Below are 22,342 nucleotides of genomic sequence, written 5' to 3'. Positions count from 1 at the left end.
TCACCTAATATAGATCAATATAAATATCTCTTCCTTCTTCAATTGATTTTAATAAATTTTTTCCAACTACTGTATTTTTATTTATTCTTACAGTTCCATCATTTCTTACAGTAACTGTAGTTAATAACTTCCCATCTACATATATTCTGATATTCTCTCCAGCATAATCTTCTCCAACATCAATAATTATATGTTTATCAGTCTCATAAATTTTTGTAGATTCTAACTCAGTAACATATTCATACTTTCTTCTAATATTTTCCATCTCTTTCCTTTCTTCCTCTTCTTTTTCTTTAACAGAGATTCTTAACCCTAAGATATCTTCTAATTTAGCTATTTCTTTCCCACCTTTTCCTATAATAGAGCCTATATATCTTTCAGGAACATAGAGATTTATAGAATCATCTCCAGTAACTTTAACTATAGGCTTGGCTTTTCTTGGAAGTAGTTTTTTTAATATTTCTTCTAATTTCTCTTCAGCATAACTATATATTGGTTTTCTAACTTCCTCTCCTTTTATAGGCATAACTACAACTTGTTCTCCATATGTATATATCTCATATTCAACCTTTCCTGTCTCAAAATCTTTAACCTCTATAACAGGCCTAGCAAGATCTTCCTCAAACATACCATGTGGAACTTTAACTGTAAAGTCTAACTCATAAACCTTTTCAATTTTTCCATCTTTAATAAATATAACTGTATCTACAACTTGAGGAATCACTCCTAATTCCACCCTTCCAATCAATCTTTGTATTGCATCTATAGGTTTTGAAGCATGAACAACCCCTACCATTCCTACTCCTGCCATTCTCATGTCAGCAAATATTTCAAAATCCCTAGTTTTCCTTACTTCATCATATATTGTATAATCAGGCCTAACTAATAAAAGAATATCACATGTTTTCTCCATATCTCCTTCTAATGGAGCATATTGGGTAATTTCTTTACTAACTTGTAGATCTCTTGGGCTTTCCATTGTTTTAACTATCTTCCCCTGACTTCTATAAAACTCTGCTAAAGCTGCTACAAATGTAGATTTTCCACTACCTGGTGGTCCTGATACAAATATTCCCTCTGCTCTCTCTTTCAACCTTTCCATAAGTTTATCAGATATTCCATAATCTTCTAATTTAGCTTTAATAATTGGCCTAACAGCTGTAACCTCTAAAGCATCTGAAAATGGAGGTCTTGCTATAGAAATTCTTATATTTCCTAATTGTATAACAGTTGCCCCTTTCCTCTGAATTTCAAAGAAACCATTATTTTGTTCAGCATATTTTATAATATTATCAATAATTTCTTCCATATCTTCTTTTGTTAGCTCTTTATCTCCTATAGGAACAAGTTTAACATTCCCAGGCTTACCTTTCTTTGCATATGGTAAGCATCCCTCTTTTAAATGAACAGACATTGTCTCTTCATCAAAATATTTATTTAGAATTAATTCTATCTCCTCTTCTAAAGTCTCTAAATAATAAGCCTCTATTCCCTGAGCTACAGCTAAATTATATTGAATCCAATCACTTGTTAATAATATAGCCCCTGTCTCTTTAGCCACTTTCCTAATTATTGCATCTATTTCCCCACTTCTAGCAAGCTCAATAGCTTCTTTACTAGGTCTTTCACCATAATATTCTATTTTTATTCCATAATTAGCTGCTTTTTCTGTTATTTTTCTTAACTCTTCAATTCCCTGATATCCTATCTCTCTTCCCATGTTAGCTTGATACTCTAATTCAGAAATTACAGCTTCAGGAATTATTACTGTTGCTTCACTAAGCTTACCTTTATCAATTAATTCAGATATTCTACCATCAATAATAACACATGTATCAACACAAACCTTTTTTCCAATTAATTCAAGCTCATCTATCTTCTTAGCTTCTAATTTTTTTCTTTCTTCTAAATTCATATTAATCACCTAATAAATTAACATCATTAAAAATATTTGCATATGAGATATAACTTTTTTTATAGTCGAAAAGTTTTTATATTTCTATTTTTTTAAAAATTTTTGAACATTTTGAACATGTGGTGAGTATGGAAGATTATGAGAAAAAGATTATTGAGATGTTTTCAGAGATATCTAAACTGCATGGATTGAGTAAATCCATTGGAGCTATATATGCTGTATTATTTTTGTCAGATGAGCCATTATCAATTCCAGATATAGTTGAAAAGTTGAAAATAAGTAAAGGAAATGTGAGTATGGGATTAAAGAAGTTAGAGGAGTTAGGTTTTATAAGAAAGGTTATGGTAATAGGAAAGAGAAGGAATTATTATGTGGTTGAAGACAGATTTTCCTCAATAAAAGATATTGCTAAGAAAAAATATGAAATCATCTCTAAAACATATGAATCTGTTAAAGACTCAAAATTACCAAAAGATAAACTAAAAAAACTTGAAAAAATGAAAAATCTGTCTGAAAAGATACTTAAAGTCCTGGAGGAGATTAATAATGAGGAAAATATTTAAAAAAATAGCTAATTTTTCTGAAAAACATCCTTTTACTGTTTTGGGCATTATATTTATTATAACTCTATTCATGGCTATATCCGCTACTAATATAAAATCACAAACAGCATTTGAGAAATTCTTACCTCAAAATAATGAGATTGTAAAAACACTCTATCAAGTTAGAGATGAGTTTGGAGGGACTGATATTATAACAATAACTGTAAAAATTGTTCCATCAGATGCTAGTGATAAAGTTATAGATATAAGAGATCCAAGAGTTTTAAGAGCAGTTAAAGAGTTAGAAGATAATATTAGGACTATAGATGGAATTACTAATGTGAATTCTCCTGTAGATACAATAATAAAGTTAAACAATGGAAAAGTTCCTGACAGTTTAGATCAGGTTAAAGATTTATTGAAAAAACTTCCTGAAGAGCAAAGAAGAAAGATGTTCAATTCTGATTATTCAATGATGATAATACATGCTTTTACTGATGCAGGAGGGGATCAAAAGAAACTATTTAGAATATTAAAGCAAGTTAAAAGCTATATGTATGAATCACCCTTCCCTCCAGGGGTTGAAGTTATATACACAGGCACCCCTCCATTAAGAGAATTATTGTATAATCTGATGAAAGAAAGTCAAACTTTCACAACAGTTGTTGGACTTGTGGCTATATTGATAATCTTATTTTTATACTTTAAAAAACCAATTTCAAGCTTTTTACCACTAATTCCTGTTGCAATCTCCGTTATTTGGACTGGAGGAGTTATGGGTTTGCTAGGTATTCCATTAGATATGGCAACTGCAGGGATAGGTTCATTAATTTTAGGGCTTGGGATTGATTATGGAATACATCTTATGCATAGGTATAATGAAGAAAAAAGAAAAGGATTGCCTGTAGATAAAGCTATTGAAATAGCTGTTGTTGAGACAGGATCAGCTGTTATGGCTACAACTGCAACAACTGTAGCTGGTTTCTTAGCTCTTGTTTTAGCTCCATTACCTATGATGGTTAATTTGGGAAAAGTTTGTGCTCTTGGAATAACATTCTGTATGATTGTTGTTCTCACCCTTTTACCCTCTCTACTCATTATTGAAGATAGATATATCCTACCACTAATAAAAGGTGAAAAGAATGAATAAAAAACTCCTTCTTCTTCCAATAATAATATCTTCTATAATGGCATTACAAATAGAAGAGCCTGAGTATAACCCAAAAATTATCCACCCTGGAGATGATGTAGATTTATGGATAAAAATTTATAATGATTATAGTGATGAAATCAAAGACATAAAAATAACTATATCCCCTCATTATCCATTTGAAATTAAGCAGGTTAATCCTATAAAAGGGACTGTTATTATAGACCATTTAGATGAAGGAGAACCTTATACAGCTTATTTTAAGCTACATGTGAATGAAAATGCTGAAACAGGGAATTATAGGATAGATATTAATGTCAGCTATGATAGAGATAATTACACTTACAGCTTTACAAAGCTTTTCTATTTACCTGTGTATGGAAAAGCTAATTTTTTAATAAATGGAAACTTCTCACTAATCCCTTCAAAAACTAAGGATGTTAAAATCTATGTAATAAATACAGGTAATGGGAAAGGTAAGGATGTTTGCCTATACATAGGATATCAGTTAAACTCAATTGTAGCAGGAAGCTCATCAGTAACAAAAAGCTATTATTCAGTAACAAAGAGGGATGAAATTAACATCTATCATCCAACACCAATACCATTAAATAATTTAATAGTGTCTCCTGTTGGAGATAGTAAATTCTATTTAGGTACAATGAAAGTTAATGAATATAAAGTTATTACAGCTAAACTTTATGTTTCTCCAAAAGCTAACCAAGGAGTTTATAACCTACCAGCAGTAATTAAATGGATTGATGATGATGGTTCTGAAAGAGCAGAACTTATTAATATCCCAGTTTATGTGAAAGGAGATATATTATTAGGGATAGCTAATGTTATAACTGAACCTAAAGAGATAAAAGCAGGAGACAGCTATGTTAGGGTTGATGTAACTGTTACAAACAATGGCCATGAAGAAGCTAAAGATGTTAAGTTGAGGTTGATAACAGAAGAACCATTTAAGGATAGTTGGAGTAATTGTAATATAAAAGATATTGGAAATCTCCTTCCTGGAAGTTCAAAGACAGTTTCATTTTATATAGATGTAGATAAAAATGCTGAAGCAAAACATTACAAACTTCCAATAAATATAAGCTATCTTGACACTGAGAATATCAAACATAACTTAATAAAATATATTGATATATACATTAAACCAAAACCCCTTTTTGAAATCCTCACTAAAGAGGTTAAAGTTGAAGCTGGAAAGGAGAATACTGTCCTTATAAAGATAAAAAACACTGGTAATGAAAAAGCTGAAAGAGTTAGAATATCAGCCATTAGGAACTCAGGTCAGCCATTTGACTATCCTTTAAAAAGTGATAGCATTGGAACTCTTGAACCTAATGAAACTGGCGAGGGGGTTCTAAAGATAAATGTAGATAGATCTGCACCAAGTAAAGAGTATTTTATTACATTAGAAATAAGATGTGCTGGAGATAGTGAGATAGGAGATGATAATGTTTATATTTACCAAAAACCATTAAAAGTTATTGTTGAAGGGAAAAAATCAGATAACAGTTTATTATATATTATTTTATTAATTATTGTAGCTATATTCATCATAGGATACTTATTTAAGAGATCTAAATAAATTTTTGTGAGAACATGCATAAGAGGTTAGATGTTAGATATGCCATTATAACTGTCAGTGATAGTAGATTTGAAAAGTTTATAAAAGGAGAAAGCTTTAAAGATGAATCTGGGGAGTTTTTAAAGAATGAATTAAAAGCAAAATACCATCTTCTCATACCTGATGAAAAGGATATGATAAAAGGGGCTGTAAGGTATTTAATAAATAAAGATGATATTGATTGTGTGGTATTAACTGGTGGAACAGGAATAGCCAAGAGAGATAATACTGTTGAAGCTGTTAAAGAGATTATTGAAAAAGAATTAGAGGGTTTTAAAATAGCTTTCCAAATTCTAAGCTATAATGAAGTAGGTTTCTCATCCATACTATCAAGAGCTACTGCTGGAATTGTCAAAGATAAACTAGTATATGCCATACCTGGCTCAATTAATGCTTGTAAAACTGCAGTTAAAATTATCAAAGAGGAGTCTGGGCATATTATTGGACATTTAAGGGAAATATAATGATAAACCCTATAATTTTATATATAACTATAATTGTTGATGTGATATTTGGAGAGCCAAATGAAAAAGTGCACCCTACAGTACTTATTGGAAGGTTAATATCATTATTAGAAAGATTGTTACCATCAACATACTCTAATAATAAAATAAGAGATTTTTTATTTGGTAGTGTTGTAACAGTAACAACCATCCTAATAGTGGGATACATTAGCTATATAGTTGAAAAGCTTATACTTGCACTTCCAAAACATTTATCTTATCTTCTATATGCAATACTATTATCAACAACCATTGGCTATAGATCATTAAAGGAGTTTTGTATAAAACCAATAGAAGCACTAATTGAAGGAGATTTAGAAAAAGCTAGAGAGCTTGTTAAACATGTTGTAAGTAGAAATACAGAAGATTTAGATAAAGAACATATTCTTTCAGCTTCAATAGAAAGTCTTTCAGAAAATTTAACTGATAGTGTTATATCACCACTTTTTTATGCTATCTTCTTTGGGTTAGTTGGGGCTTTTATTTATAGAACAGTAAATACATTAGATGCAATGATAGGGTATAAAAATAGTAAGTATTATTATTATGGAAAATTGGCAGCAAGATTAGATGATATTCTCAATTTTATACCCTCAAAGATATCTGGACTTTTATTAATAATAACTGCTCCATTTTATGGTGGAGATTGGAAGAGGGCTTTATATGGATTCTTATTTGAAAGTTTAAAAACTCCTTCTCCAAACTCTGGATTTACTATGGCTACATTGGCAAATGCTTTAAATATGAGCTTAGAAAAAATAGGTTATTATAAATTAGGAAATGGGAGGATAGATATAGATAAAAGTTTAAGAGCTTTTAAAGCCATTGACTATTCTATTATAGCTTTTTTATTGATCTATACATTATTATGGTGGTTATTTGAAGGCTTTCATTGAACTAATCAGAATGAAAAATTGTATATCTGCTGGTATTGGAGGAGTTATAGGATATTTACTTTCATGTAATTTCTGTTTTGATTATAAGGCAATACTAATATTTTTAACCATATTTTTTATATGTGGTTATGGAAATGTAATAAATGATATTTATGATATAGAGATTGATAAAATAAACAAACCCTATCGCCCTTTACCATCTGGAAGGGTTAAAATTTTTGAAGCTAAGATGTTATCATTCTCTTTTTTAATTATTGGGATAGTGTTAAGTATCTTTATAAACATTTTGGCTTTTATTATAGCTGTAATTAATAGCTCATTACTATATCTATATGCAAAAACTTTTAAAAAAATAAAAATATTTGGAAATATTATTGTAGCATATCTCACTGGCTCTGTTTTTCTATTTGGAGCTGCTGCTGGTAAGGAGGTGTTAGTTGCTATAATTTTATTTATATGTTCATTTTTAGCAACATGGGCTAGAGAGATAATAAAAGATTTTGAAGATATTAAAGGAGATGAACTAAAAGGAGTAGTTTCATTACCAATAAAATATGGTAAGATATCATTATATTTCTCAGGTTTTCTATTAATATTAGCTATTGTTTTTAGCTTCATACCATACATTTTAAATATCTTCAATATCTATTACCTTATCTTAATATCTGCTTGTGACTTTCTATTTTTAATATCAATAGTTAAGCTTTTAAGACATCAGAATGCTAAGGAAGTTTCAAAAGAAATAAAAATTATTATGAACCTAGTATTATTAGCATTTATTATCAGCTCATTAATAAGGTGATTCTTTATGTTTCCAGGAAAAATAAACCCTAGGATGTTAAAACAAATGCAAAAAATGATGAAAGATTTTGGTATGGATGCAAAAGATTTGAATGTCAGAAAAGTTATATTTATATTTGATGATGAAGAGTGGCATTTTGATGAACCAAAAGTTCAAGTTATGGATGTTATGGGAATTAAAACATATTCATTAACAGGAAAACCAAAAAAGGTTAAAAGAGATGTTAAAGTTGAAATTACTGAAGATGATATAAAGCTTGTAGCTGAGCAATGTAATGTTTCTTATGAAGAAGCTAAAAAAGCTTTAGAGGAGTGTAATGGAGATATTGCTGAAGCTATATTAAAATTAGAAAATAAATGACTTTTCTAATCTCTTTTTTAATTCTTTAGCTAAATCTAAAGCTCTTTTTCTATCTGATTGCCTACATGTTATAGGTATGCCACATATAGATCCCAATTTTATTTCAAAAACACCATGTGGACAAATACTACAAATTCCACATCCAAAACAATCTTTAGAAATCTTTATTTCTCCATTTATTTTTTTTATAGCCATTGTTGGGCAATATTCCTCAGCTAAACAATTTTTACAATTTTTACACCTATCTTTATGTAATTTTGGTCTTAAATCTACATTTTCCCAAACTTCTCCATAGTTAGAGATATCTATTATCTCCCTACCAAAAATATTTACTAAAGGTAATGCTATATCTTTATCTAACTTTTTTAAAGCTTCAATATGTTGTTTAACATCTACTGCAATAGCCACTGTATTAAAAACTTCTTCACCATCACCTGTCAAAAATCCACCCAAATAATAACTGTCCATTTCTTTCATATCAGCAGAAATCATTAAATTTGGTTTTTCTAAACTAGCTCTTGTCCCAAATCCTAATATTAAAGCATCAGCACCATTTAATAAAGCTCTTTTTCCTATTAAATCCTTTTCATTTTTAATAACCATATTTTCCAAAGGATTAAATTCACCACAACCAGAGAAAGAAGCTTCTCCTCTCTTTAATGGCAGTCTATGAAAAATTGTTTTAACAGGTTTATCTGACAGGTTTGTTATGGCTGAATAATTTTTAAAACACATCCTTGTCCCAATCATTTCAGCCTTTTGTAGATCATTTATAGTTATTATGTTATTATAGTATTTATTATCAGCTAAAACCTTAGCTTCCAATTCTTCTCCTTTAACTAACCTTTTAAAAAGAAAACCATTTCTAAAAAATACTGCATCAACTTTTCCCAAGTACTCATTAGGACAAGGTCCAACAAATCCTTTATAGCCATCTAAATAAATCTTTTCAGCTTTTCTAAATTTATCATTAAAAGGAATGTGGAAAACTGCCATAGTTCCAGACATTATTCCACAGGTCGCTGTAGTGACAATGTCTATCTCACTTATATCTTCATTATTTCTGATCATTTTCTTTAATTTATCAACAGTTACAATTTTCATCTCCATCCTCTCTTATACATCTCCATTAATCTTCTTATTCTCTCTTCTGTTGGTGGATGGGTAGAGAAGAGTTTAGCTATAAAATCTCCTCTAAATGGATTTACTATAAATAGATGAGCTGTTGCAGGATTTCCTTCTTTTAGAGGGTATAATTCAACACTTCTTTCCAATTTAGCTAAAGCATTTGCAAGCCATAATGGGTGTGTCCATCTAGCCCCATCTTCATCTGCGTAAAACTCCCTTTGCCTTGATATGGCTAATTGTATTAAAGTAGCTGCAATTGGGGCAAGGATTATTAATAGTAGGGTAGCTACTATTTGCAATGGGTTCTCTTCTTCTTCAGAAACAAAGAAATGACCAAACCACATAAACCATTCAGCTATATATGTTATTGCTCCTGCTAAGGTTGCTACTATAGTGGCTAATAATATATCCCTATGCTTTATATGAGCTATCTCATGCCCTATAACCCCTTCTAACTCCTCTGGTGAAAGAATATTTAATATCCCTTCAGTAACTGCTACAACAGCATTTTCTGGATTTCTACCAGTAGCAAAAGCATTAGGAGTAGCTATTGGGACAATAGCTACTTTTGGTTTTGGAATCCCTGCTTTTCTAGCAACTCTCCTTACTATATCATGTAACCATGGCATTTCATGCTCATCTAAGATCCTTGCACCATAACTTGCCAAAACTATTTTATCACTTAAGAAGTAGGCTATTAAATTTGGTATCAAAGCTATAATAATAGCAAATATTGGAGGAATATGGAGTAGTAGGCAAATAGCATATATTAAACCTATAAGGAATGCCATTAATAGATATGTTTTTGCTTGTATCAAAAATGACATTCACATCACCTTGAATTTTATTATTATTCTCTTATTTTTAAATAACATATAAATCCTACTATAATTGAAAACATTGCTGATGCTTTGAACATCCCACTTATTCCAAAAATATCTGCCAAAAATCCAAAAAATACTGAACCTAAAAACATTCCTATATTTATACTTGTAGTAAAAATTCCCATAGCTCCTCCTTTCCTATATGGTGGAATGTCTTTAACAGCAATTGATGTTGTTGCAGGAGAGCACATTGAAATACCTATGGCCACAGTTGCTAATGAAAACATTATTTTCCAAAATGATGATGAGAGAGATAGAAAATAAACTCCACATGAAGCAATACATATCCCAAATATAATAACCACTTTTCCTAGCTTATCATACAACTTTCCAAAACTTCTTTGTAGTGCAGCCATTAATAAATTAGTCCCTGCAATCATAGAACCTATTTGGGCTATACTTATTCCATATTTAATTGTATATATTCCTAAATAAGTAATTATCCCTGCATTCATCATAACATTTGACGTGTTAATAATAAATGAGTATAAAAAGTTTTTATTCTTTAAAAACTCAAGTGAGATTTTATCACAATTTTCTTTTTTAAATTTAATATCTTCAAGTTTAGTGTAGCTTATAATTGCTGCTAATATTCCTAAAAATCCACAAAAATAAAATGGTGTTTTAATTCCATATATATCAGCTAAAGTTCCACCTATAAAAGGCCCTACACCAAAACCTAATGTAATTGCAGAATTGAAAATACCCATGTATTCTCCCAATCTATCTTTTGGAGCAATAGCTGCTACATAAGATCCTGCTACTGGTGTTACAAAAGAAGAAAAAGCTCCTGTTAAAGCCCTAACAATTAAAAGATCAAAAACAGTATTAACAAAATTATAAAGTAAGGTAAAAAGGCCATAAAAGAATGTTCCACTTACAATAAAAAATTTTTTTCCATAAATATCTGATAAAATCCCTACAGGAACCTGTGTTAAAGTCCTTGCTAATGCAAATGAGCCAAATATTAAACCTATTTCAAAGTTTGTAGCTCCTAAAGTTTGAGCATAGATTGGAATTATTGGAGCAATAAAACCTACACCAAGCATTGTCACAAAGGTTGTAACCCAAATAATAAATAAATTCTTATCCAATATATCACCTATAAAATTTATAAGGGGATGAACATGAGGATAGTGGGAATAACTGATTTACATGGGAGGTTTCCTAAGTCTATTAAAGAGATATCTGCAGATGTTTTAGTAGTTTCTGGAGATATAACACATTTTGGTAAAGGGATAGAGGTTATAGAAGATTTAGCTGAACTTTCAGATAATATGGAGGTTCTATGTGTTCCAGGCAACTGTGATACAGAAGAGGTTATAGATGAGTTGAATAGTTATAATCTAAATATAGATAGAAAAGTTAAAAAGATAGGGGAAATAAATTTTGTAGGTTTTGGTGGGAGCAATAGAACACCATTTAATACAGTTTATGAGTGGGATGAGGAGGAGTGTTATAACATTTTGAAGAGGATAATGAAGGGGTTGAAGAATATATGTCTAATTACTCATGCTCCTCCATACAATACTATGGCAGATTACATTTTAGATAAAGATATACATGTTGGTAGTAAAAGTATAAGGAGAGTTATAGAGGAGGAAGATGTTATATTAAATGCATGTGGGCATATACATGAAGCAAGATGTATAGATAAGATAGGTAAGACTATAATAGTAAATCCATCACCAAAAAGCTATTTCATATATGATACAAAAAAGGAGATAGTTGTATTGGAAGATTATATATAAAGTGATAAAAATGAAGGTGCTAATTATTGATAATATAGACTCTTTTGTTTGGAATCTTGTTCAGTATGTTGGGACTTTAGGGCATAAAGTAATTTTAAGAGATAATAAAATAACTGTAAATGATATAAAAAAGTTAGATCCTGATTGTATCATCATCAGCCCTGGACCAAAAAGACCAAAAGATGCAGGAAATTGCATAGATATAATTTTAAATGTAGATCTTCCTATATTAGGTGTTTGTTTGGGACATCAATGTATTGTTGAAGCATTTGGAGGAAGAGTTGATAGGGCGGAAAGGGTAATGCATGGAAAAGCAAGTTTAATAGAGCATGATGGAAAGAATATTTATAGAAACTTACCAAAGAGATTTTATGGTGGTAGATATCATTCTTTAATAGCAAAGGAAGTTCCAAACTGTTTAAAAATAACTGCTGTAAGCTTAGATGATAATTATATTATGGGAGTTAGGCATAAAAAACTACCTATAGAAGGAGTTCAATTTCATCCTGAAAGTATATTAACTGAATCAGATGAGCTGAAATTTCCATATTTAGGATTAAAAATGATAAAAAATTTCATTGAAGGTTAAAATTATGGATGTTTATGAAGTGTTATATCAAGCTTGTTTAGAATATGAAGTAGTCTTAGATGGAAAAAGAGTTCCATTATGGAAGGTAAAAAAAGAAGATTTAGAAAAAGTGGATTTTAGATTACCCTGGAACTCTCTAAGAGAGTTAGCAGTTCATTTATATGAACTTAAAAGTAAGCAGCAGAAATCTAAGGAGCTTATAAGGGTTAATTTAGTTGAGATATTAATAGGGATAGCCTTTTTAAAAGTTGAAGATGAGTTTGGATCTATATGTAATGTTGAAGATTTATGTTTAACATATTTAAGTGAGTTAATTACTGCTAGGATAAATTGTATAGCTAAATATTACTACCTAATAAAGAAGCCAAATAATACTGATCTATTTGATGAAATTATATTAAAGTTTCCACAGAATAAGAACATTAAAGCTGGAAATTTAAATGACTTGAAAGAGTTGATATTTAAATTAAAAACTTATTAAAAATACAGGAATTACTGATAATAGCATTATTACAGCAATAAATATAGCTAACATTTGTCTTTTAGTTAAACTTATTTTTTTGTTTTCTTTTTTCATAACTCTCCCTCATTTCTAAGTAAGATTTTTTAATAATTCTTTCTCTTTTAATATTTAAAGCTTTCAGTATATTTAATAATTCATCTAAAGCTTTGTCTTTTTCATCAAAACTATTTACAGGCTTTTCAAGTTCTAAAAAATAACCTAACCCAAAAATATTATCAATACATGCTGTTATATCATTTTTTTTATATATCTCTCTTGTCTTTTTTATTGGTTTTACTTCTATAAAACCTAATTTTTTCAGTATTTTTCTCATTTTTTCTTTATCTTCTATCCTAACCTCTATCTCTTCTCGGGTTTTAGATATGTTATCTATTTTTGGCCCTTTATAAGTTAGATAATAAGTATTATTATCATTTCTAATTCTTAAAGCTTCATCAGTTTTTCTAAAATCTCTTTGTGGATGATTAAAATAGATATCTTCTTGAAATTTTTTTTCTTTAAATTTAAAACCTAATTTTTCCAATTTTTTCTTAATTTCATCAATATTTTTAATTCTAACCTTTATTTCAACTTCAATCATTAAACCACCAAATCAATATATTTATAAAATTGAATTAATAAATTTAATAGGGTATAAAAATAGTGATTTATGATCTAGCTCTTCTTCTCTCTCTTTTCAATCTTCTTAATCTCTTCTTATACCACTTCCATCTCATTCTTCCTTTCTTTTTCCATCTTCTGGAACTTCTCTTTATAATCTCACCCTCCTTTTTGTTTTTATTTAACCCAACTACCTTTTTCAACAACAATATAACCATCTTTAACTTTAGGAGCTATGTTTAATATTTTTTCCCTCATATTTGAAGGTTCAGCTTTATCATCTCTTAAGACATTTTTTTCATCTATTATATAATAGCTTTCCTCAATTTCTAAATCATATTTTTCTAAAATCTCACTAAACATTTTTATAATTTTTTCAGCCTCTTCCCTCAAAAATGCTCACCCTATAATAACCCAAGATCTCTTAAAACTTTTTCCAATATCTTTTTATTTTTCTCACTCATTTCACACAGTGGAGATCTTAGTTCTGAGGAACATCTGCCTAACATGCTAAGAGCAGTTTTAACAGGTATTGGGTTGGTTTCAATGAATAAAGCCTTCATTAATGGGTAAAGCTTGTAATGAATTTCCTTTGCTTTATCAAAATCTCCTTTTAAAGCTGAATGAACAAGTTCTACCATCTCTTTTGGGGTTATATTGGCTACAACACTTATAACCCCTTTACCTCCTAATGCTAATATTGGTAATGTGAGTTCATCATTACCGGATAAAACAGTAATACCATATCTTACTAATTCAGAAACTTGGGAGAGATTAGGATTAGCCTCTTTGATGGCTACAATATTACTGAATTCATCAAATAAATATTTTGCTGTCTCAGGCTCTAAGTTAATCCCTGTTCTTGAAGGAACATTATATAATATTATTGGTAGATTTATAGCTTTTGCTATCTCAGAGAAATGTTTAATCAAACCTTGCTGTGTGGGTTTATTATAGTAGGGAGTAATAGAAAGAACTGCATCAGCTCCAACATCTTCAGCAAATGTGGATAGTTCAACAGCTTCTTTTGTAGAATTTGAACCTGCTCCAGCAACTAATTTAACTCTACCATTAACTATCTCAACACTCCTTTCTATTAACTCTTTATGCTCATCATGAGATAGTGTAGCACTCTCACCTGTAGTACCAGCAACAACTATACCATCAACTCCATTATCAATTAAAAAATTTATATGTCTTTCTAAGCTTTCATAATCAATATTTCCATTTTTAAATGGAGTTATTATTGCTGGGAAAACCCCATACATAGATTCACCTTGATAATTGCCTCATTTTATGGGTTATATATCCAGCTAATCTATTTCTTAATCTCTTTGTTGAAACATAAGCTACTTCCTCTAAAACCTTCTTGTTAGTCTCAAAATCTGTTGTAAATTTATCCTTAAACCTTTTTATTAATTCCATAGCAGTCCTCTTTATTAATGCCTGTCTAATCCTACCCATAATTTTCACCTTTTAGGTGTTTTTTTTGTAATTTTTTATTATGTTCAATCAGTATTTTGAAGATTTTTATAGCCATATCTTCATCTATGTTATAACAATTGCATAACCTTTTTATTTTTTCATATATATGTTTTTCCCTTTTAGGATCATCTATTTCTAAACCAAGAGCTTTTTTAGCTTCAGCTATATCTTTAGCAAGCCTGTTTCTTTCAGCTATAAGTTTCAATATATTTTCATCAATTTCATCTATTTTCTCCCTTAATTTTTTAAGGTCTTTCATTTTTATCACAAGTTGATAAAAACTCTTCTAATTTCTCAGCTACTGTGTTGAATATCCAGTCAAATTTATTATCATCTTTCTCTAATAAAGTTATTCTAAATCCATTTAAATTAGTACAAAAAGATGTTAATGGAACAACACATATACCTGTTGAAGCTAATAAATAATAAACAAATTTTTTGTCTATAGGGTTATTTTTTACTAATTTATCAATATAATTTTTTAATCTTTCGTTTTTTATTTCTATCATATTATTTTTTAAGTATTCATCTTTAAAAACAACAGCCATATAGAAAGCTCCATAAGCTTTATTTGCTATAATACCTTCTACATTCTTTAAAATATCATATGCTCTATTACTTCTCTTCTCATAAAATTTGTTTCTTTCTTTTAAATAACTCTTATATCTTCTATCCCCTAAAATTTTTGGAATTACCATTTGTGGTAGTGTTGTAGAACACACTTCTATTAACTTAGATCTATATAAACTCTCAGCATACCTCTTAAACTCTTCATCCTTTTCCTTATTATATATCTCTACCCATCCACATCTTGCCCCAGGCCATGGAATCTCTTTTGATATCCCTTTTAAAGATATTCCACAAACATCATCAATAATTTCAGCTAAAAGAGTAGGCTTTTTACCATTATAAACAAGGTTACAGTAGATTTCATCACATATTATAAACAAGTCAAACTCATTAGCAATATCAACAATCTCATCTAATATCTTCTTACTATAAACTGCTCCAGTTGGATTATCAGGGTTGATTATTAATATTCCTGCAATTGAAGGGTTGTATTTTATTCTTTTATAAAGATCATCTGTATCAGGATACCAATTATTATTTGGATCTAAACAGTATGTCAATGGCGGAGCTCCTGCATGTGAAGCTTCAGCTGATGAGTGTGTTGAATAAGATGGAGAAGGATTAATAACCCTAACTTCTCTTTTTAATAGGCTATATATTTTGGAGATAGCATCTCCTAACCCATTAAAAAAAATAATGTCTTCAGCTGTTATATTAACATTAGCTCTTTTATTAATATAATCAGCTAAAAACTCTCTTGTTTCTAACAATCCCCTTGTAGGGCAGTATGCAAATGACCTATCATCTTTAATAGCTTCTATAATTATCTCTTTTATCCAATCAGGTATTTTTTCTCCTTTAGCTACAGGATCTCCAATATTTTCCCAAGTAATTTCTATATTAAAATCTCTCTCTATCTTCTTAGCTACATCAACAATCTCCCTAATCTCATAACTTAACTCTTCAGCTCCTATATCAACTATTTTACTCCTCATAGTTATCATCAATAAAAATAATAGAGAGAGTAATTATTTATTTTTCTTCTCATTCATTATTGTCAATATTCTTGCTATTGTTCTTCTTATCTCTCTCATTCTTCCAGGATTTGAAGGAGCCCCGGCTGCAGCTTTATGAGCCCTTTCTTTTAATAGTTCTTTTTTTAATTCTATTAATTTCTTTTTAAGATCATCTATAGACATCTCTCTTAATTCACTAGCTCTTAAAATAGCCATTACTTCTCACCTACTGTTTTTCTTTTTCAGCATCTTCCTTTATTATTATCTCATCTGGTAAGAGGACGTCTGGTCTCATAATTTTTACAGTAACTCCTATAACTCCAGGTTTTGTCATTGCAATAGCTCTACCTTCATCCACTAACTCAGCTGCAGGTTCTCCACAGTGTTTCATGTATCCTGCCATAAACTTTTCAGTTCTTGCTCTTTCCCCTGTAAGTTTTCCAGATATAACTACTAAAACTCCTTTAGCCCCAGCATTCATAACTCTTCTAACAGCAGTATGTCCTACTCTTCTAAAGTGTAGTCCTCTCTCTAAAGCCCTTGCTATTTTCTCTGCTACAACTTGAGCATCTAAATCTGGATTTTCAATAGGTTTAACATCTATTTGTGGTTTTTCAACATTGAATTCTTTTGCAAGTGTGTCAGTTAGCTCTCTTATCTTAGCTCCTCTCCTCCCTATAACCAAACCAGGTTTCTCTGCATAAATAGTAATTTTTGTCCCTATTGGGGTTTTTCTAATCTCACAGTGGCTATATCCAGCTCTAATTAATTCTTTTTTAAAATATTCATCTATTAAAACCTTCTTTTTATTTTCATCTACAAACACTCTCTCTATCATGTTTGCTCACCTTAATACTCTTCTAATATAACTTGAACATGTACTGTTTCTTGATTCTTAGGTGTAGCTCTTCCAAAAGCTCTTGGCATGTATCTTTTTAAAGTTATTCCCTTGTTTGTTGAGATGTGTTTTATTCTCAATCTATCAGTGTTTAACCCTTTATATTCTGCATTAGATTTAGCATTTAATAATATCTTTAATATTGCTTTAGCAGCTTTTACAGGATATCTACCTGCAGGCCATCCTAATTTTCCTTTTCTGTGTCCTACTTTTTTACAGTGTCTTCTAAATAAAACAGGTCTTTTCATAGCAATAACATCCTCTAAAAATTTAATAGCTTTATCTAATGGCATACCATTTATTTCTCTACATATCTCTCTTGCATGTTTTCTAGATATTGGGATATTTCTTCCCATAGCCTTTGCAGTTTTTTCATCATCAACCTTTATCTTATACCCTATTTTTCCCATAACTCTCCACCTTCCTCATTTAAAATTTTATTTAAGCTAAAGAAACCTCTACAGTTTCAACACTCTCAACATCATCTATTTCAGATAAAGCATTTTCTATAGGCTCAGTACCTCCCTCTTTCTCTTCCATTTCTATAACAATGTATATAGCATACAATCCAAATGCTACTGGTTCATCTTTTATTCCTCTTAGAGCTACATCATCTAACTTAGATATCACTTCTTCTATCTTCTTTTTTAAAGCTTCTTTATCAACTTCTGGACTTTTTGGCATGATTTTTATTCTTGCTAAAACTTTTGCCATTTTTTCACCTATGGTCCTTCAAATCCACATTTTGGGCATTTGTAAGGATTGTTTAGTTTTCTACATCTTTCACATCTAACTATCTCTACTTCCCCACAGTTAGGACATAAAAATCTTGTTGCTTTTTCTCTTGGAGCTATTTCAGCATTGCAACTTATACAGATGTATTTTCCCATTTGCTCACCCCTTATGGAATTATCTTTGTGCATATTGTGTTTCTTCCTTCTAATATATCAATTATTCTTTCTGGATATTTTCCATTAACAACATAAGCAATCTTATTTAGAGACTTTAAAAGAGTTGGAAAGTATTCATCAACAGCTGTTAAGCCTTTAATCATATCAGCTTTTATAATATTTAACAATTTCCCTTCAGGATACTTATCATATATTCCATCAACATCAGTGGCTATAATGATATTCTTAACATTTAAAAATTTACTAATATATAAAGTTAATGAATCTGAAGTTACATTCCAAGAGTGTTCAGAGATATCTGTAGATAATAACAATTTTGATGGAAGTAATATAGCTATTCTCTCCTTTTTAATTTCTCTTTTTAAATCAAATAGATTATCATAAGCCTTTATCCCTCCAATATCAGAGAACACTTCTCCTAATATATCCATGCACTTTATAGCTAATTTGTGAGATATTGAAGGAGATAATGAGAGATTTTTATCTATTTCCCTTAATGTATCGGCAAACTTTCCCCCACCAGGAATAATTATAATCTCCTCTCTTTTATAGGATTTCAATGATTCTAATAAAGGTTTTATATAATATGTAAGAGAACCACCTATCTTTATAATATTCATAATCTCACTGAGGTGGTAATTATTAAGGTAATAATAAAATCAAAAGTTAAACCTACAGAAGATAAGTATAAGGTTAAGAAAGCTATATTAAATATTTTTCCAAAAGCTAACTTAAGATACTCTGAAAAAGACTTTTATGGAAAGTGGGAAGGAGAAACAAAAGATGTTGAAAGATTTAAAGAACTAATTAGAAGTCAGGCAATATTAGATACTGCAAGAATGATATTAGAAGAAAAGATGGATGAAAATTCAACAAGATTTTATTTAAATAAGCAAGCTGCTTTTGTTAAAGCTGTGAATTTTGATATAGATGTTCATGGAGGAATTTATGTTAAGATAATAGCTGAAAAAGGTGAAGATATATTAAAGATAATTAAAGACATTGCTCCAAGAACAAAAGGAGGTGTTATAATTGAAGAAGAGGAAGAAGAAATAATAGAAGAAAAAGGTTAATCATACTCTCTCCATGTATGTCCACATTTTTTACATTTATAGAATCTTGTTTCAGGTTCATCAGCACATCTTGTCTGTTGCATCCACCAGTAAGCTTCTTTATGCCCACATTTTGGACATTCTGCTCTTGTTGTTGGAAGAGTTTCCATCTCTTTTCCTTCTATAATAGTTATTTCTTTCTTTTTATCTAATTGTTCCTTATACTCATACTCTTTCTTACTATCTTCAGAAGCTTCCTCTACATAACCACAAACTGCACAAACAAGCATGCCATTTTTAGGTAGCATTATATTATTACATTTTGGACAGAACTTTACCATTAGTATTCACCTTACAAAGCCTCTTTTATTGCATCATATAAAGATGAACATAAATACTCAATTTCTTCTTCGGTAATTGATAGTGGTGGAACTAAGATAATTACATTCCCTATAGGTCTCATATAAATATTTCTCTTTAGAAGTGCCTCAGCTACTCTAAAACCTGCCTTGTATCCATATGGATATGGTTCTTTTGTTTCTTTATCTTTAACCAATTCAATCCCTACCATAAATCCTCTACCTCTAACATCCCCAACATGCTCAAGATCTTTTAATTCTCTTAATAACTCATGGAAAAGCTTTATCTTAGGTTGAATCTTCTCTATCACTCTCTCTTTTTCAAATATTTCTATATTTGCTAATGCAGCTGAACAGAGTAGTTGGTTTCCTGTGTATGTATGTCCATGATAAAAGTGTTTAGCTTTTCCATATTCATCTAAAAATTCCTTATAAATCTTATCTGTTGTCATTGTTGCTGCTAATGGTAAATACCCCCCAGTTATAGCTTTACCAAGACAAATAATATCAGGTTTTTTCAGTTTTTTTAACTTATCATTATCAGAAAAAAACATTTTTCCTGTTCTTCCAAATCCTGTAGCTACTTCATCAAGTATTAATATTATATCATTATCTTTACAAGCTTTAGCTACTTCCTCAATATATCCATCAGGAAATGGTATCATCCCTGCAGAACCTCTTATTCCTGCCTCTAAAATTACACAGAAAACTTCATCTTTTTTCTCTTCTATTAAATTTAACATTTCATCTAAACATTTCATGTCACAGCCTTTCTCATTCCTTTCATCAGTATCCTTCCAATTGTAATATTTGCATCTATAACAATAAGGAGCATATGCATGATACCCTTTAAATAGGAGAGGTTTAAATATTCCATGGAAAAGCTCACAACCCCCTACACTCATGGCTCCAAATGTATCACCATGATATCCTTCTTTAACAGAAATAAACTTCTTTCTATCCTCTCCTCTCAAATAATAATATTGATAAGCTATTTTAATAGCAATTTCTACAGCTTCAGCCCCATCTTCAGAATAGAATACTTTTGTTAAGTGTTTTGGTGTAATCTCAACCAATTTTTTAGCTAAAAGTATTGAAGGAATATTTGAAGCTCCTAAAAGTGTAGAATGACAGATTTTTTCAGCTTGTTTTTTTATGGCTTCTATAATTTCTCTTCTACTATGCCCAAAGGTATTACACCAAATAGATGATACAGCATCTAAATATTTATTTCCATTGATATCTATTAAATAATTTCCTTCCCCTCTTTCTATAATAAATGGCTTATATTCTTTCATCTGTGTATATGGATGCCAAACATACTCCAAATCCCACTTTTCTAATAATTTTTTGTCCATAACATCACCAAAATTTTTTAGAGTTTATCTACATTTAAATATATAATCTATATATAAAGATTTTTAATAACTATACCAATTTTTCTAATTAACTTTTCTTGCCTTTATATACCCCCTGTTGAATTTTGGTACTAGAAAATCAGGAAAAAGTAATAATGATTTTTTCAAATTAAAATTGAGATTTTTTAATTATTTTGGTTATTTATTTTTATTTTTATAGTTTTATGTTTAGTTTCTTTTTATTTAAGTTAGATAAGTTATAATTGTTTATATTTTATAATACAGTTGTGCGTTATATTTATAAATAATTTGCATAATCTTTCTTAACTTTATAAAGGTTTTAATAATTGGGTAGTAAGAAAAATCTTGTTGAAAAAGAAAGATTTATATAGGAGTTTTGGCGAATATAGTTAGTGGTTGCATAGGGTTTAAATCGCTTATCCATTAAAACAAGGATGGAAACTCTCTCGCCTTCTTTTCCCATTCACTCATCAGTTGGGTTTGAATCGCTTATCCATTAAAACAAGGATGGAAACACGTTTGTGTTCTTCACATGCTCCATGTTGTCACCTGTTTGAATCGCTCATCCATTAAAACAAGGATGGAAACATATGAAACTTAGCCCACAGCTCTTTATCTTCATATAGTCTGAATCGCTCATCCATTAAAACAAGGATGGAAGAGATAAAAACAACGAAAAGTATATATATAATAGTAACATAGTCTTGAATTACTAAGACATAAAATTTATATACCACATATAACTATAGAAATACCTTGGCTATAGAGCCGGGGTAGTCTAGGGGCTAGGCGGCGGACTGCAGATCCGCTTTACGTGGGTTCAAATCCCACCCCCGGCTCCAATTATTTTTTGATGTAATAAAATATAAATATCATTAATCTCTTTTTTTATTTCAAAAATTTCTAAAAGGTGGAATAATGGTTACTGTATATGATGTTCCTGCAGATAAACTAATACAAAAAACTGCTGAAAAATTAAAAGAAATTGGTTTAAAAGAACCAGAATGGGCTAAGTTTGTAAAAACAGGAGTTAGTAGAGAGAGAAGGCCTCAACAGGATGATTGGTGGTATATAAGGTGTGCATCTATATTAAGAAAAGTATATATAAATGGTCCTGTAGGGGTCTCAAGATTAAGAACTGCTTATGGGGGAAGAAAAAATAGAGGACATGCTCCAGAGCATTTCTACAAAGGTAGTGGAAGTATTGTAAGAAAAGCTTTACAAGAGTTGGAGAGATTAGGACTAGTGGAAAAAAGACCTGAAGGTAGAGTAATTTCTCCAAAAGGTAGAAGCTTCTTAGATAACTTAGCTAAAGAGGTGTTTGATGAAGTGGTTAAAGAGAAACCTGAATTAGCTAAATACGGGCCAGGATATTAGAATAGTGATACAT

31 protein-coding genes and 1 tRNA gene are annotated in these 22,342 nt (G+C 30.1%); 13 read left to right on the top strand and 19 right to left on the bottom strand.

All coding sequences use genetic code 11. The annotated features are described in order from the left end of the window. Window positions 1-4 precede the first annotated feature (4 nt). Window positions 5-1,915 (bottom strand): PINc/VapC family ATPase, encoded by a 1,911-nt coding sequence (locus tag METVI_RS0103960; RefSeq protein ID WP_004590425.1) that lies wholly within the window; start codon window positions 1,913-1,915, stop codon window positions 5-7. Window positions 1,916-2,043: 128 nt separating this feature from the next. Between METVI_RS0103960 and METVI_RS0103955 the strand changes: the two genes are divergently transcribed. Genes METVI_RS0103955 through METVI_RS0103925 form a run of 7 tightly spaced genes read left to right on the top strand, consistent with a single transcriptional unit; the run spans window position 2,044 to window position 7,807 of the window. Continuing rightward, entirely contained in the window at window positions 2,044-2,478 is a 435-nt protein-coding gene (locus METVI_RS0103955; protein ID WP_004590427.1) for a GbsR/MarR family transcriptional regulator, read from the top strand. Beyond that, window positions 2,462-3,607, top strand: a complete 1,146-nt coding sequence (locus METVI_RS0103950) for an efflux RND transporter permease subunit (RefSeq protein ID WP_017981052.1) — start codon at window positions 2,462-2,464, stop codon at window positions 3,605-3,607. The genes METVI_RS0103955 and METVI_RS0103950 overlap by 17 nt, the downstream gene beginning before the upstream one ends. Continuing rightward, a complete protein-coding gene (locus tag METVI_RS0103945; RefSeq protein ID WP_017981051.1) occupies window positions 3,600-5,207 on the top strand; it encodes a COG1361 S-layer family protein in 1,608 nt (535 codons plus the stop codon). Before METVI_RS0103950 ends, METVI_RS0103945 begins: the two co-directional genes overlap by 8 nt. Window positions 5,208-5,221: 14 nt before the next feature. Next, the gene (locus METVI_RS0103940) at window positions 5,222-5,710 is read left to right on the top strand and encodes a MogA/MoaB family molybdenum cofactor biosynthesis protein (protein WP_004590429.1); all 489 of its coding nucleotides are present in this window, start codon (window positions 5,222-5,224) and stop codon (window positions 5,708-5,710) included. Beyond that, on the top strand, window positions 5,710-6,645 hold the full coding sequence (gene cbiB / locus METVI_RS0103935; RefSeq protein ID WP_004590431.1) for an adenosylcobinamide-phosphate synthase CbiB: 936 nt from the start codon (window positions 5,710-5,712) through the stop codon (window positions 6,643-6,645). The genes METVI_RS0103940 and cbiB overlap by 1 nt, the downstream gene beginning before the upstream one ends. Then, a complete protein-coding gene (locus METVI_RS0103930; RefSeq protein ID WP_004590433.1) occupies window positions 6,629-7,447 on the top strand; it encodes a UbiA family prenyltransferase in 819 nt (272 codons plus the stop codon). The genes cbiB and METVI_RS0103930 overlap by 17 nt, the downstream gene beginning before the upstream one ends. Before the next feature lie 6 nt (window positions 7,448-7,453). Continuing rightward, a complete protein-coding gene (locus tag METVI_RS0103925) occupies window positions 7,454-7,807 on the top strand; it encodes a nascent polypeptide-associated complex protein (protein WP_004590435.1) in 354 nt (117 codons plus the stop codon). Here METVI_RS0103925 and METVI_RS0103920 read toward each other — a convergent pair. From METVI_RS0103920 to METVI_RS0103910, 3 genes are read right to left on the bottom strand one after another with little or no spacing between them, the layout of a single operon-like run. After that, window positions 7,793-8,911 (bottom strand): methanogenesis marker 16 metalloprotein, encoded by a 1,119-nt coding sequence (locus METVI_RS0103920; RefSeq protein WP_004590438.1) that lies wholly within the window; start codon window positions 8,909-8,911, stop codon window positions 7,793-7,795. The two genes, METVI_RS0103925 and METVI_RS0103920, sit on opposite strands and share 15 nt — an antisense overlap. Then, window positions 8,908-9,762 (bottom strand): zinc metalloprotease HtpX, encoded by an 855-nt coding sequence (locus METVI_RS0103915; protein ID WP_004590440.1) that lies wholly within the window; start codon window positions 9,760-9,762, stop codon window positions 8,908-8,910. Before METVI_RS0103915 ends, METVI_RS0103920 begins: the two co-directional genes overlap by 4 nt. A gap of 23 nt (window positions 9,763-9,785) precedes the next feature. Next, window positions 9,786-10,913: an MFS transporter gene (locus tag METVI_RS0103910; protein WP_004590442.1), complete on the bottom strand. Its 1,128-nt coding sequence runs from the start codon at window positions 10,911-10,913 to the stop codon at window positions 9,786-9,788. 33 nt (window positions 10,914-10,946) lie between these two features. Here METVI_RS0103910 and METVI_RS0103905 point away from each other — a divergent pair, with 33 nt between their 5' ends. The 3 genes from METVI_RS0103905 to METVI_RS0103895 are packed head-to-tail and all read left to right on the top strand — an operon-like array spanning window position 10,947 to window position 12,640. Then, window positions 10,947-11,570, top strand: coding sequence for a metallophosphoesterase (locus tag METVI_RS0103905; RefSeq protein WP_004590444.1), 624 nt, complete (start codon window positions 10,947-10,949; stop codon window positions 11,568-11,570). A gap of 10 nt (window positions 11,571-11,580) precedes the next feature. Continuing rightward, a complete protein-coding gene (locus METVI_RS0103900) occupies window positions 11,581-12,159 on the top strand; it encodes an anthranilate synthase component II (protein ID WP_026152885.1) in 579 nt (192 codons plus the stop codon). A 4-nt stretch (window positions 12,160-12,163) separates the two neighbouring features. After that, the gene (locus tag METVI_RS0103895; protein ID WP_004590449.1) at window positions 12,164-12,640 is read left to right on the top strand and encodes a hypothetical protein; all 477 of its coding nucleotides are present in this window, start codon (window positions 12,164-12,166) and stop codon (window positions 12,638-12,640) included. 61 nt (window positions 12,641-12,701) lie between these two features. On the opposite strand, the gene cyaB is transcribed toward METVI_RS0103895, so the two are convergent. The 13 genes from cyaB to mfnE form a co-directional block, all read right to left on the bottom strand. Next, window positions 12,702-13,262, bottom strand: a complete 561-nt coding sequence (gene cyaB / locus METVI_RS0103885; RefSeq protein WP_004590451.1) for a class IV adenylate cyclase — start codon at window positions 13,260-13,262, stop codon at window positions 12,702-12,704. Between the two features lie 67 nt (window positions 13,263-13,329). Next, complete coding sequence (locus METVI_RS07150) at window positions 13,330-13,488, bottom strand: hypothetical protein (protein ID WP_004590453.1); 159 nt, start codon at window positions 13,486-13,488, stop codon at window positions 13,330-13,332. Next, complete coding sequence (gatC, locus tag METVI_RS0103875) at window positions 13,460-13,675, bottom strand: Asp-tRNA(Asn) amidotransferase subunit GatC (protein ID WP_004590455.1); 216 nt, start codon at window positions 13,673-13,675, stop codon at window positions 13,460-13,462. The genes METVI_RS07150 and gatC overlap by 29 nt, the downstream gene beginning before the upstream one ends. 11 nt (window positions 13,676-13,686) lie before the next feature. Next, window positions 13,687-14,550 (bottom strand): 4-hydroxy-tetrahydrodipicolinate synthase, encoded by an 864-nt coding sequence (dapA, locus tag METVI_RS0103870; RefSeq protein WP_004590457.1) that lies wholly within the window; start codon window positions 14,548-14,550, stop codon window positions 13,687-13,689. 4 nt (window positions 14,551-14,554) lie between these two features. Then, window positions 14,555-14,746, bottom strand: coding sequence for a 30S ribosomal protein S17e (locus METVI_RS0103865; RefSeq protein WP_004590459.1), 192 nt, complete (start codon window positions 14,744-14,746; stop codon window positions 14,555-14,557). Further along, the gene (locus tag METVI_RS0103860; RefSeq protein ID WP_004590461.1) at window positions 14,739-15,026 is read right to left on the bottom strand and encodes a chorismate mutase; all 288 of its coding nucleotides are present in this window, start codon (window positions 15,024-15,026) and stop codon (window positions 14,739-14,741) included. The genes METVI_RS0103865 and METVI_RS0103860 overlap by 8 nt, the downstream gene beginning before the upstream one ends. After that, the gene (locus METVI_RS0103855) at window positions 15,013-16,332 is read right to left on the bottom strand and encodes a pyridoxal phosphate-dependent aminotransferase (protein WP_017981049.1); all 1,320 of its coding nucleotides are present in this window, start codon (window positions 16,330-16,332) and stop codon (window positions 15,013-15,015) included. Before METVI_RS0103855 ends, METVI_RS0103860 begins: the two co-directional genes overlap by 14 nt. A 33-nt stretch (window positions 16,333-16,365) precedes the next feature. Beyond that, on the bottom strand, window positions 16,366-16,569 hold the full coding sequence (gene rpmC, locus METVI_RS0103850; protein WP_004590463.1) for a 50S ribosomal protein L29: 204 nt from the start codon (window positions 16,567-16,569) through the stop codon (window positions 16,366-16,368). A 10-nt stretch (window positions 16,570-16,579) separates the two neighbouring features. Then, complete coding sequence (locus METVI_RS0103845; protein ID WP_004590465.1) at window positions 16,580-17,191, bottom strand: 30S ribosomal protein S3; 612 nt, start codon at window positions 17,189-17,191, stop codon at window positions 16,580-16,582. Between the two features lie 11 nt (window positions 17,192-17,202). Continuing rightward, window positions 17,203-17,661 (bottom strand): 50S ribosomal protein L22, encoded by a 459-nt coding sequence (gene rplV, locus METVI_RS0103840; protein WP_004590467.1) that lies wholly within the window; start codon window positions 17,659-17,661, stop codon window positions 17,203-17,205. 31 nt (window positions 17,662-17,692) lie between these two features. Further along, window positions 17,693-17,965 (bottom strand): elongation factor 1-beta, encoded by a 273-nt coding sequence (locus METVI_RS0103835; protein WP_004590469.1) that lies wholly within the window; start codon window positions 17,963-17,965, stop codon window positions 17,693-17,695. Between the two features lie 8 nt (window positions 17,966-17,973). After that, window positions 17,974-18,141 (bottom strand): zinc finger domain-containing protein, encoded by a 168-nt coding sequence (locus METVI_RS0103830; RefSeq protein WP_004590471.1) that lies wholly within the window; start codon window positions 18,139-18,141, stop codon window positions 17,974-17,976. 11 nt (window positions 18,142-18,152) lie between these two features. After that, window positions 18,153-18,782: a [5-(aminomethyl)furan-3-yl]methyl phosphate kinase gene (gene mfnE / locus METVI_RS0103825; RefSeq protein ID WP_004590473.1), complete on the bottom strand. Its 630-nt coding sequence runs from the start codon at window positions 18,780-18,782 to the stop codon at window positions 18,153-18,155. A 21-nt stretch (window positions 18,783-18,803) separates the two neighbouring features. Here mfnE and METVI_RS0103820 point away from each other — a divergent pair, with 21 nt between their 5' ends. Further along, window positions 18,804-19,235: an RNA-binding domain-containing protein gene (locus METVI_RS0103820; protein WP_201763961.1), complete on the top strand. Its 432-nt coding sequence runs from the start codon at window positions 18,804-18,806 to the stop codon at window positions 19,233-19,235. On the opposite strand, the gene METVI_RS0103815 is transcribed toward METVI_RS0103820, so the two are convergent. Then, window positions 19,232-19,555, bottom strand: coding sequence for a transcription factor S (locus METVI_RS0103815; protein WP_004590477.1), 324 nt, complete (start codon window positions 19,553-19,555; stop codon window positions 19,232-19,234). The genes METVI_RS0103820 and METVI_RS0103815 overlap by 4 nt on opposite strands. 11 nt (window positions 19,556-19,566) lie before the next feature. Next, entirely contained in the window at window positions 19,567-20,931 is a 1,365-nt protein-coding gene (gene bioA / locus METVI_RS0103810; protein WP_017981048.1) for an adenosylmethionine--8-amino-7-oxononanoate transaminase, read from the bottom strand. 788 nt (window positions 20,932-21,719) lie between these two features. On the opposite strand from bioA, the gene METVI_RS0103805 reads away from it, so the two are divergent. Both METVI_RS0103805 and METVI_RS0103800 read left to right on the top strand, forming a co-directional pair. Continuing rightward, window positions 21,720-21,794: transfer RNA gene (locus METVI_RS0103805), tRNA-Cys, on the top strand. Between the two features lie 76 nt (window positions 21,795-21,870). Continuing rightward, on the top strand, window positions 21,871-22,329 hold the full coding sequence (locus tag METVI_RS0103800) for a 30S ribosomal protein S19e (protein WP_004592618.1): 459 nt from the start codon (window positions 21,871-21,873) through the stop codon (window positions 22,327-22,329). The last annotated feature ends 13 nt before the right edge of the window (window positions 22,330-22,342 follow it).

This window comes from Methanocaldococcus villosus KIN24-T80 (genome assembly GCF_000371805.1).
Lineage (GTDB): Archaea > AGJL01 > Methanococci > Methanococcales > Methanocaldococcaceae > Methanocaldococcus > Methanocaldococcus villosus.
This window is presented reverse-complemented; position numbering and strand designations above follow the sequence as displayed.

Coding starts and splice junctions, on each gene's coding strand:
- METVI_RS0103960 (WP_004590425.1), bottom strand. CDS start 1,915: ATGAATTTAGAAGAAAGAAAAAAATTAGAAGCTAAGAAGATAGATGAG.
- METVI_RS0103955 (WP_004590427.1), top strand. CDS start 2,044: ATGGAAGATTATGAGAAAAAGATTATTGAGATGTTTTCAGAGATATCT.
- METVI_RS0103950 (WP_017981052.1), top strand. CDS start 2,462: ATGAGGAAAATATTTAAAAAAATAGCTAATTTTTCTGAAAAACATCCT.
- METVI_RS0103945 (WP_017981051.1), top strand. CDS start 3,600: ATGAATAAAAAACTCCTTCTTCTTCCAATAATAATATCTTCTATAATG.
- METVI_RS0103940 (WP_004590429.1), top strand. CDS start 5,222: ATGCATAAGAGGTTAGATGTTAGATATGCCATTATAACTGTCAGTGAT.
- cbiB (WP_004590431.1), top strand. CDS start 5,710: ATGATAAACCCTATAATTTTATATATAACTATAATTGTTGATGTGATA.
- METVI_RS0103925 (WP_004590435.1), top strand. CDS start 7,454: ATGTTTCCAGGAAAAATAAACCCTAGGATGTTAAAACAAATGCAAAAA.
- METVI_RS0103920 (WP_004590438.1), bottom strand. CDS start 8,911: ATGAAAATTGTAACTGTTGATAAATTAAAGAAAATGATCAGAAATAAT.
- METVI_RS0103915 (WP_004590440.1), bottom strand. CDS start 9,762: ATGTCATTTTTGATACAAGCAAAAACATATCTATTAATGGCATTCCTT.
- METVI_RS0103905 (WP_004590444.1), top strand. CDS start 10,947: ATGAGGATAGTGGGAATAACTGATTTACATGGGAGGTTTCCTAAGTCT.
- METVI_RS0103900 (WP_026152885.1), top strand. CDS start 11,581: ATGAAGGTGCTAATTATTGATAATATAGACTCTTTTGTTTGGAATCTT.
- METVI_RS0103895 (WP_004590449.1), top strand. CDS start 12,164: ATGGATGTTTATGAAGTGTTATATCAAGCTTGTTTAGAATATGAAGTA.
- cyaB (WP_004590451.1), bottom strand. CDS start 13,262: ATGATTGAAGTTGAAATAAAGGTTAGAATTAAAAATATTGATGAAATT.
- dapA (WP_004590457.1), bottom strand. CDS start 14,550: ATGTATGGGGTTTTCCCAGCAATAATAACTCCATTTAAAAATGGAAAT.
- METVI_RS0103865 (WP_004590459.1), bottom strand. CDS start 14,746: ATGGGTAGGATTAGACAGGCATTAATAAAGAGGACTGCTATGGAATTA.
- METVI_RS0103860 (WP_004590461.1), bottom strand. CDS start 15,026: ATGAAAGACCTTAAAAAATTAAGGGAGAAAATAGATGAAATTGATGAA.
- METVI_RS0103855 (WP_017981049.1), bottom strand. CDS start 16,332: ATGAGGAGTAAAATAGTTGATATAGGAGCTGAAGAGTTAAGTTATGAG.
- rpmC (WP_004590463.1), bottom strand. CDS start 16,569: ATGGCTATTTTAAGAGCTAGTGAATTAAGAGAGATGTCTATAGATGAT.
- METVI_RS0103845 (WP_004590465.1), bottom strand. CDS start 17,191: ATGATAGAGAGAGTGTTTGTAGATGAAAATAAAAAGAAGGTTTTAATA.
- rplV (WP_004590467.1), bottom strand. CDS start 17,661: ATGGGAAAAATAGGGTATAAGATAAAGGTTGATGATGAAAAAACTGCA.
- METVI_RS0103835 (WP_004590469.1), bottom strand. CDS start 17,965: ATGGCAAAAGTTTTAGCAAGAATAAAAATCATGCCAAAAAGTCCAGAA.
- METVI_RS0103830 (WP_004590471.1), bottom strand. CDS start 18,141: ATGGGAAAATACATCTGTATAAGTTGCAATGCTGAAATAGCTCCAAGA.
- mfnE (WP_004590473.1), bottom strand. CDS start 18,782: ATGAATATTATAAAGATAGGTGGTTCTCTTACATATTATATAAAACCT.
- METVI_RS0103815 (WP_004590477.1), bottom strand. CDS start 19,555: ATGGTAAAGTTCTGTCCAAAATGTAATAATATAATGCTACCTAAAAAT.
- bioA (WP_017981048.1), bottom strand. CDS start 20,931: ATGGACAAAAAATTATTAGAAAAGTGGGATTTGGAGTATGTTTGGCAT.
- METVI_RS0103800 (WP_004592618.1), top strand. CDS start 21,871: ATGGTTACTGTATATGATGTTCCTGCAGATAAACTAATACAAAAAACT.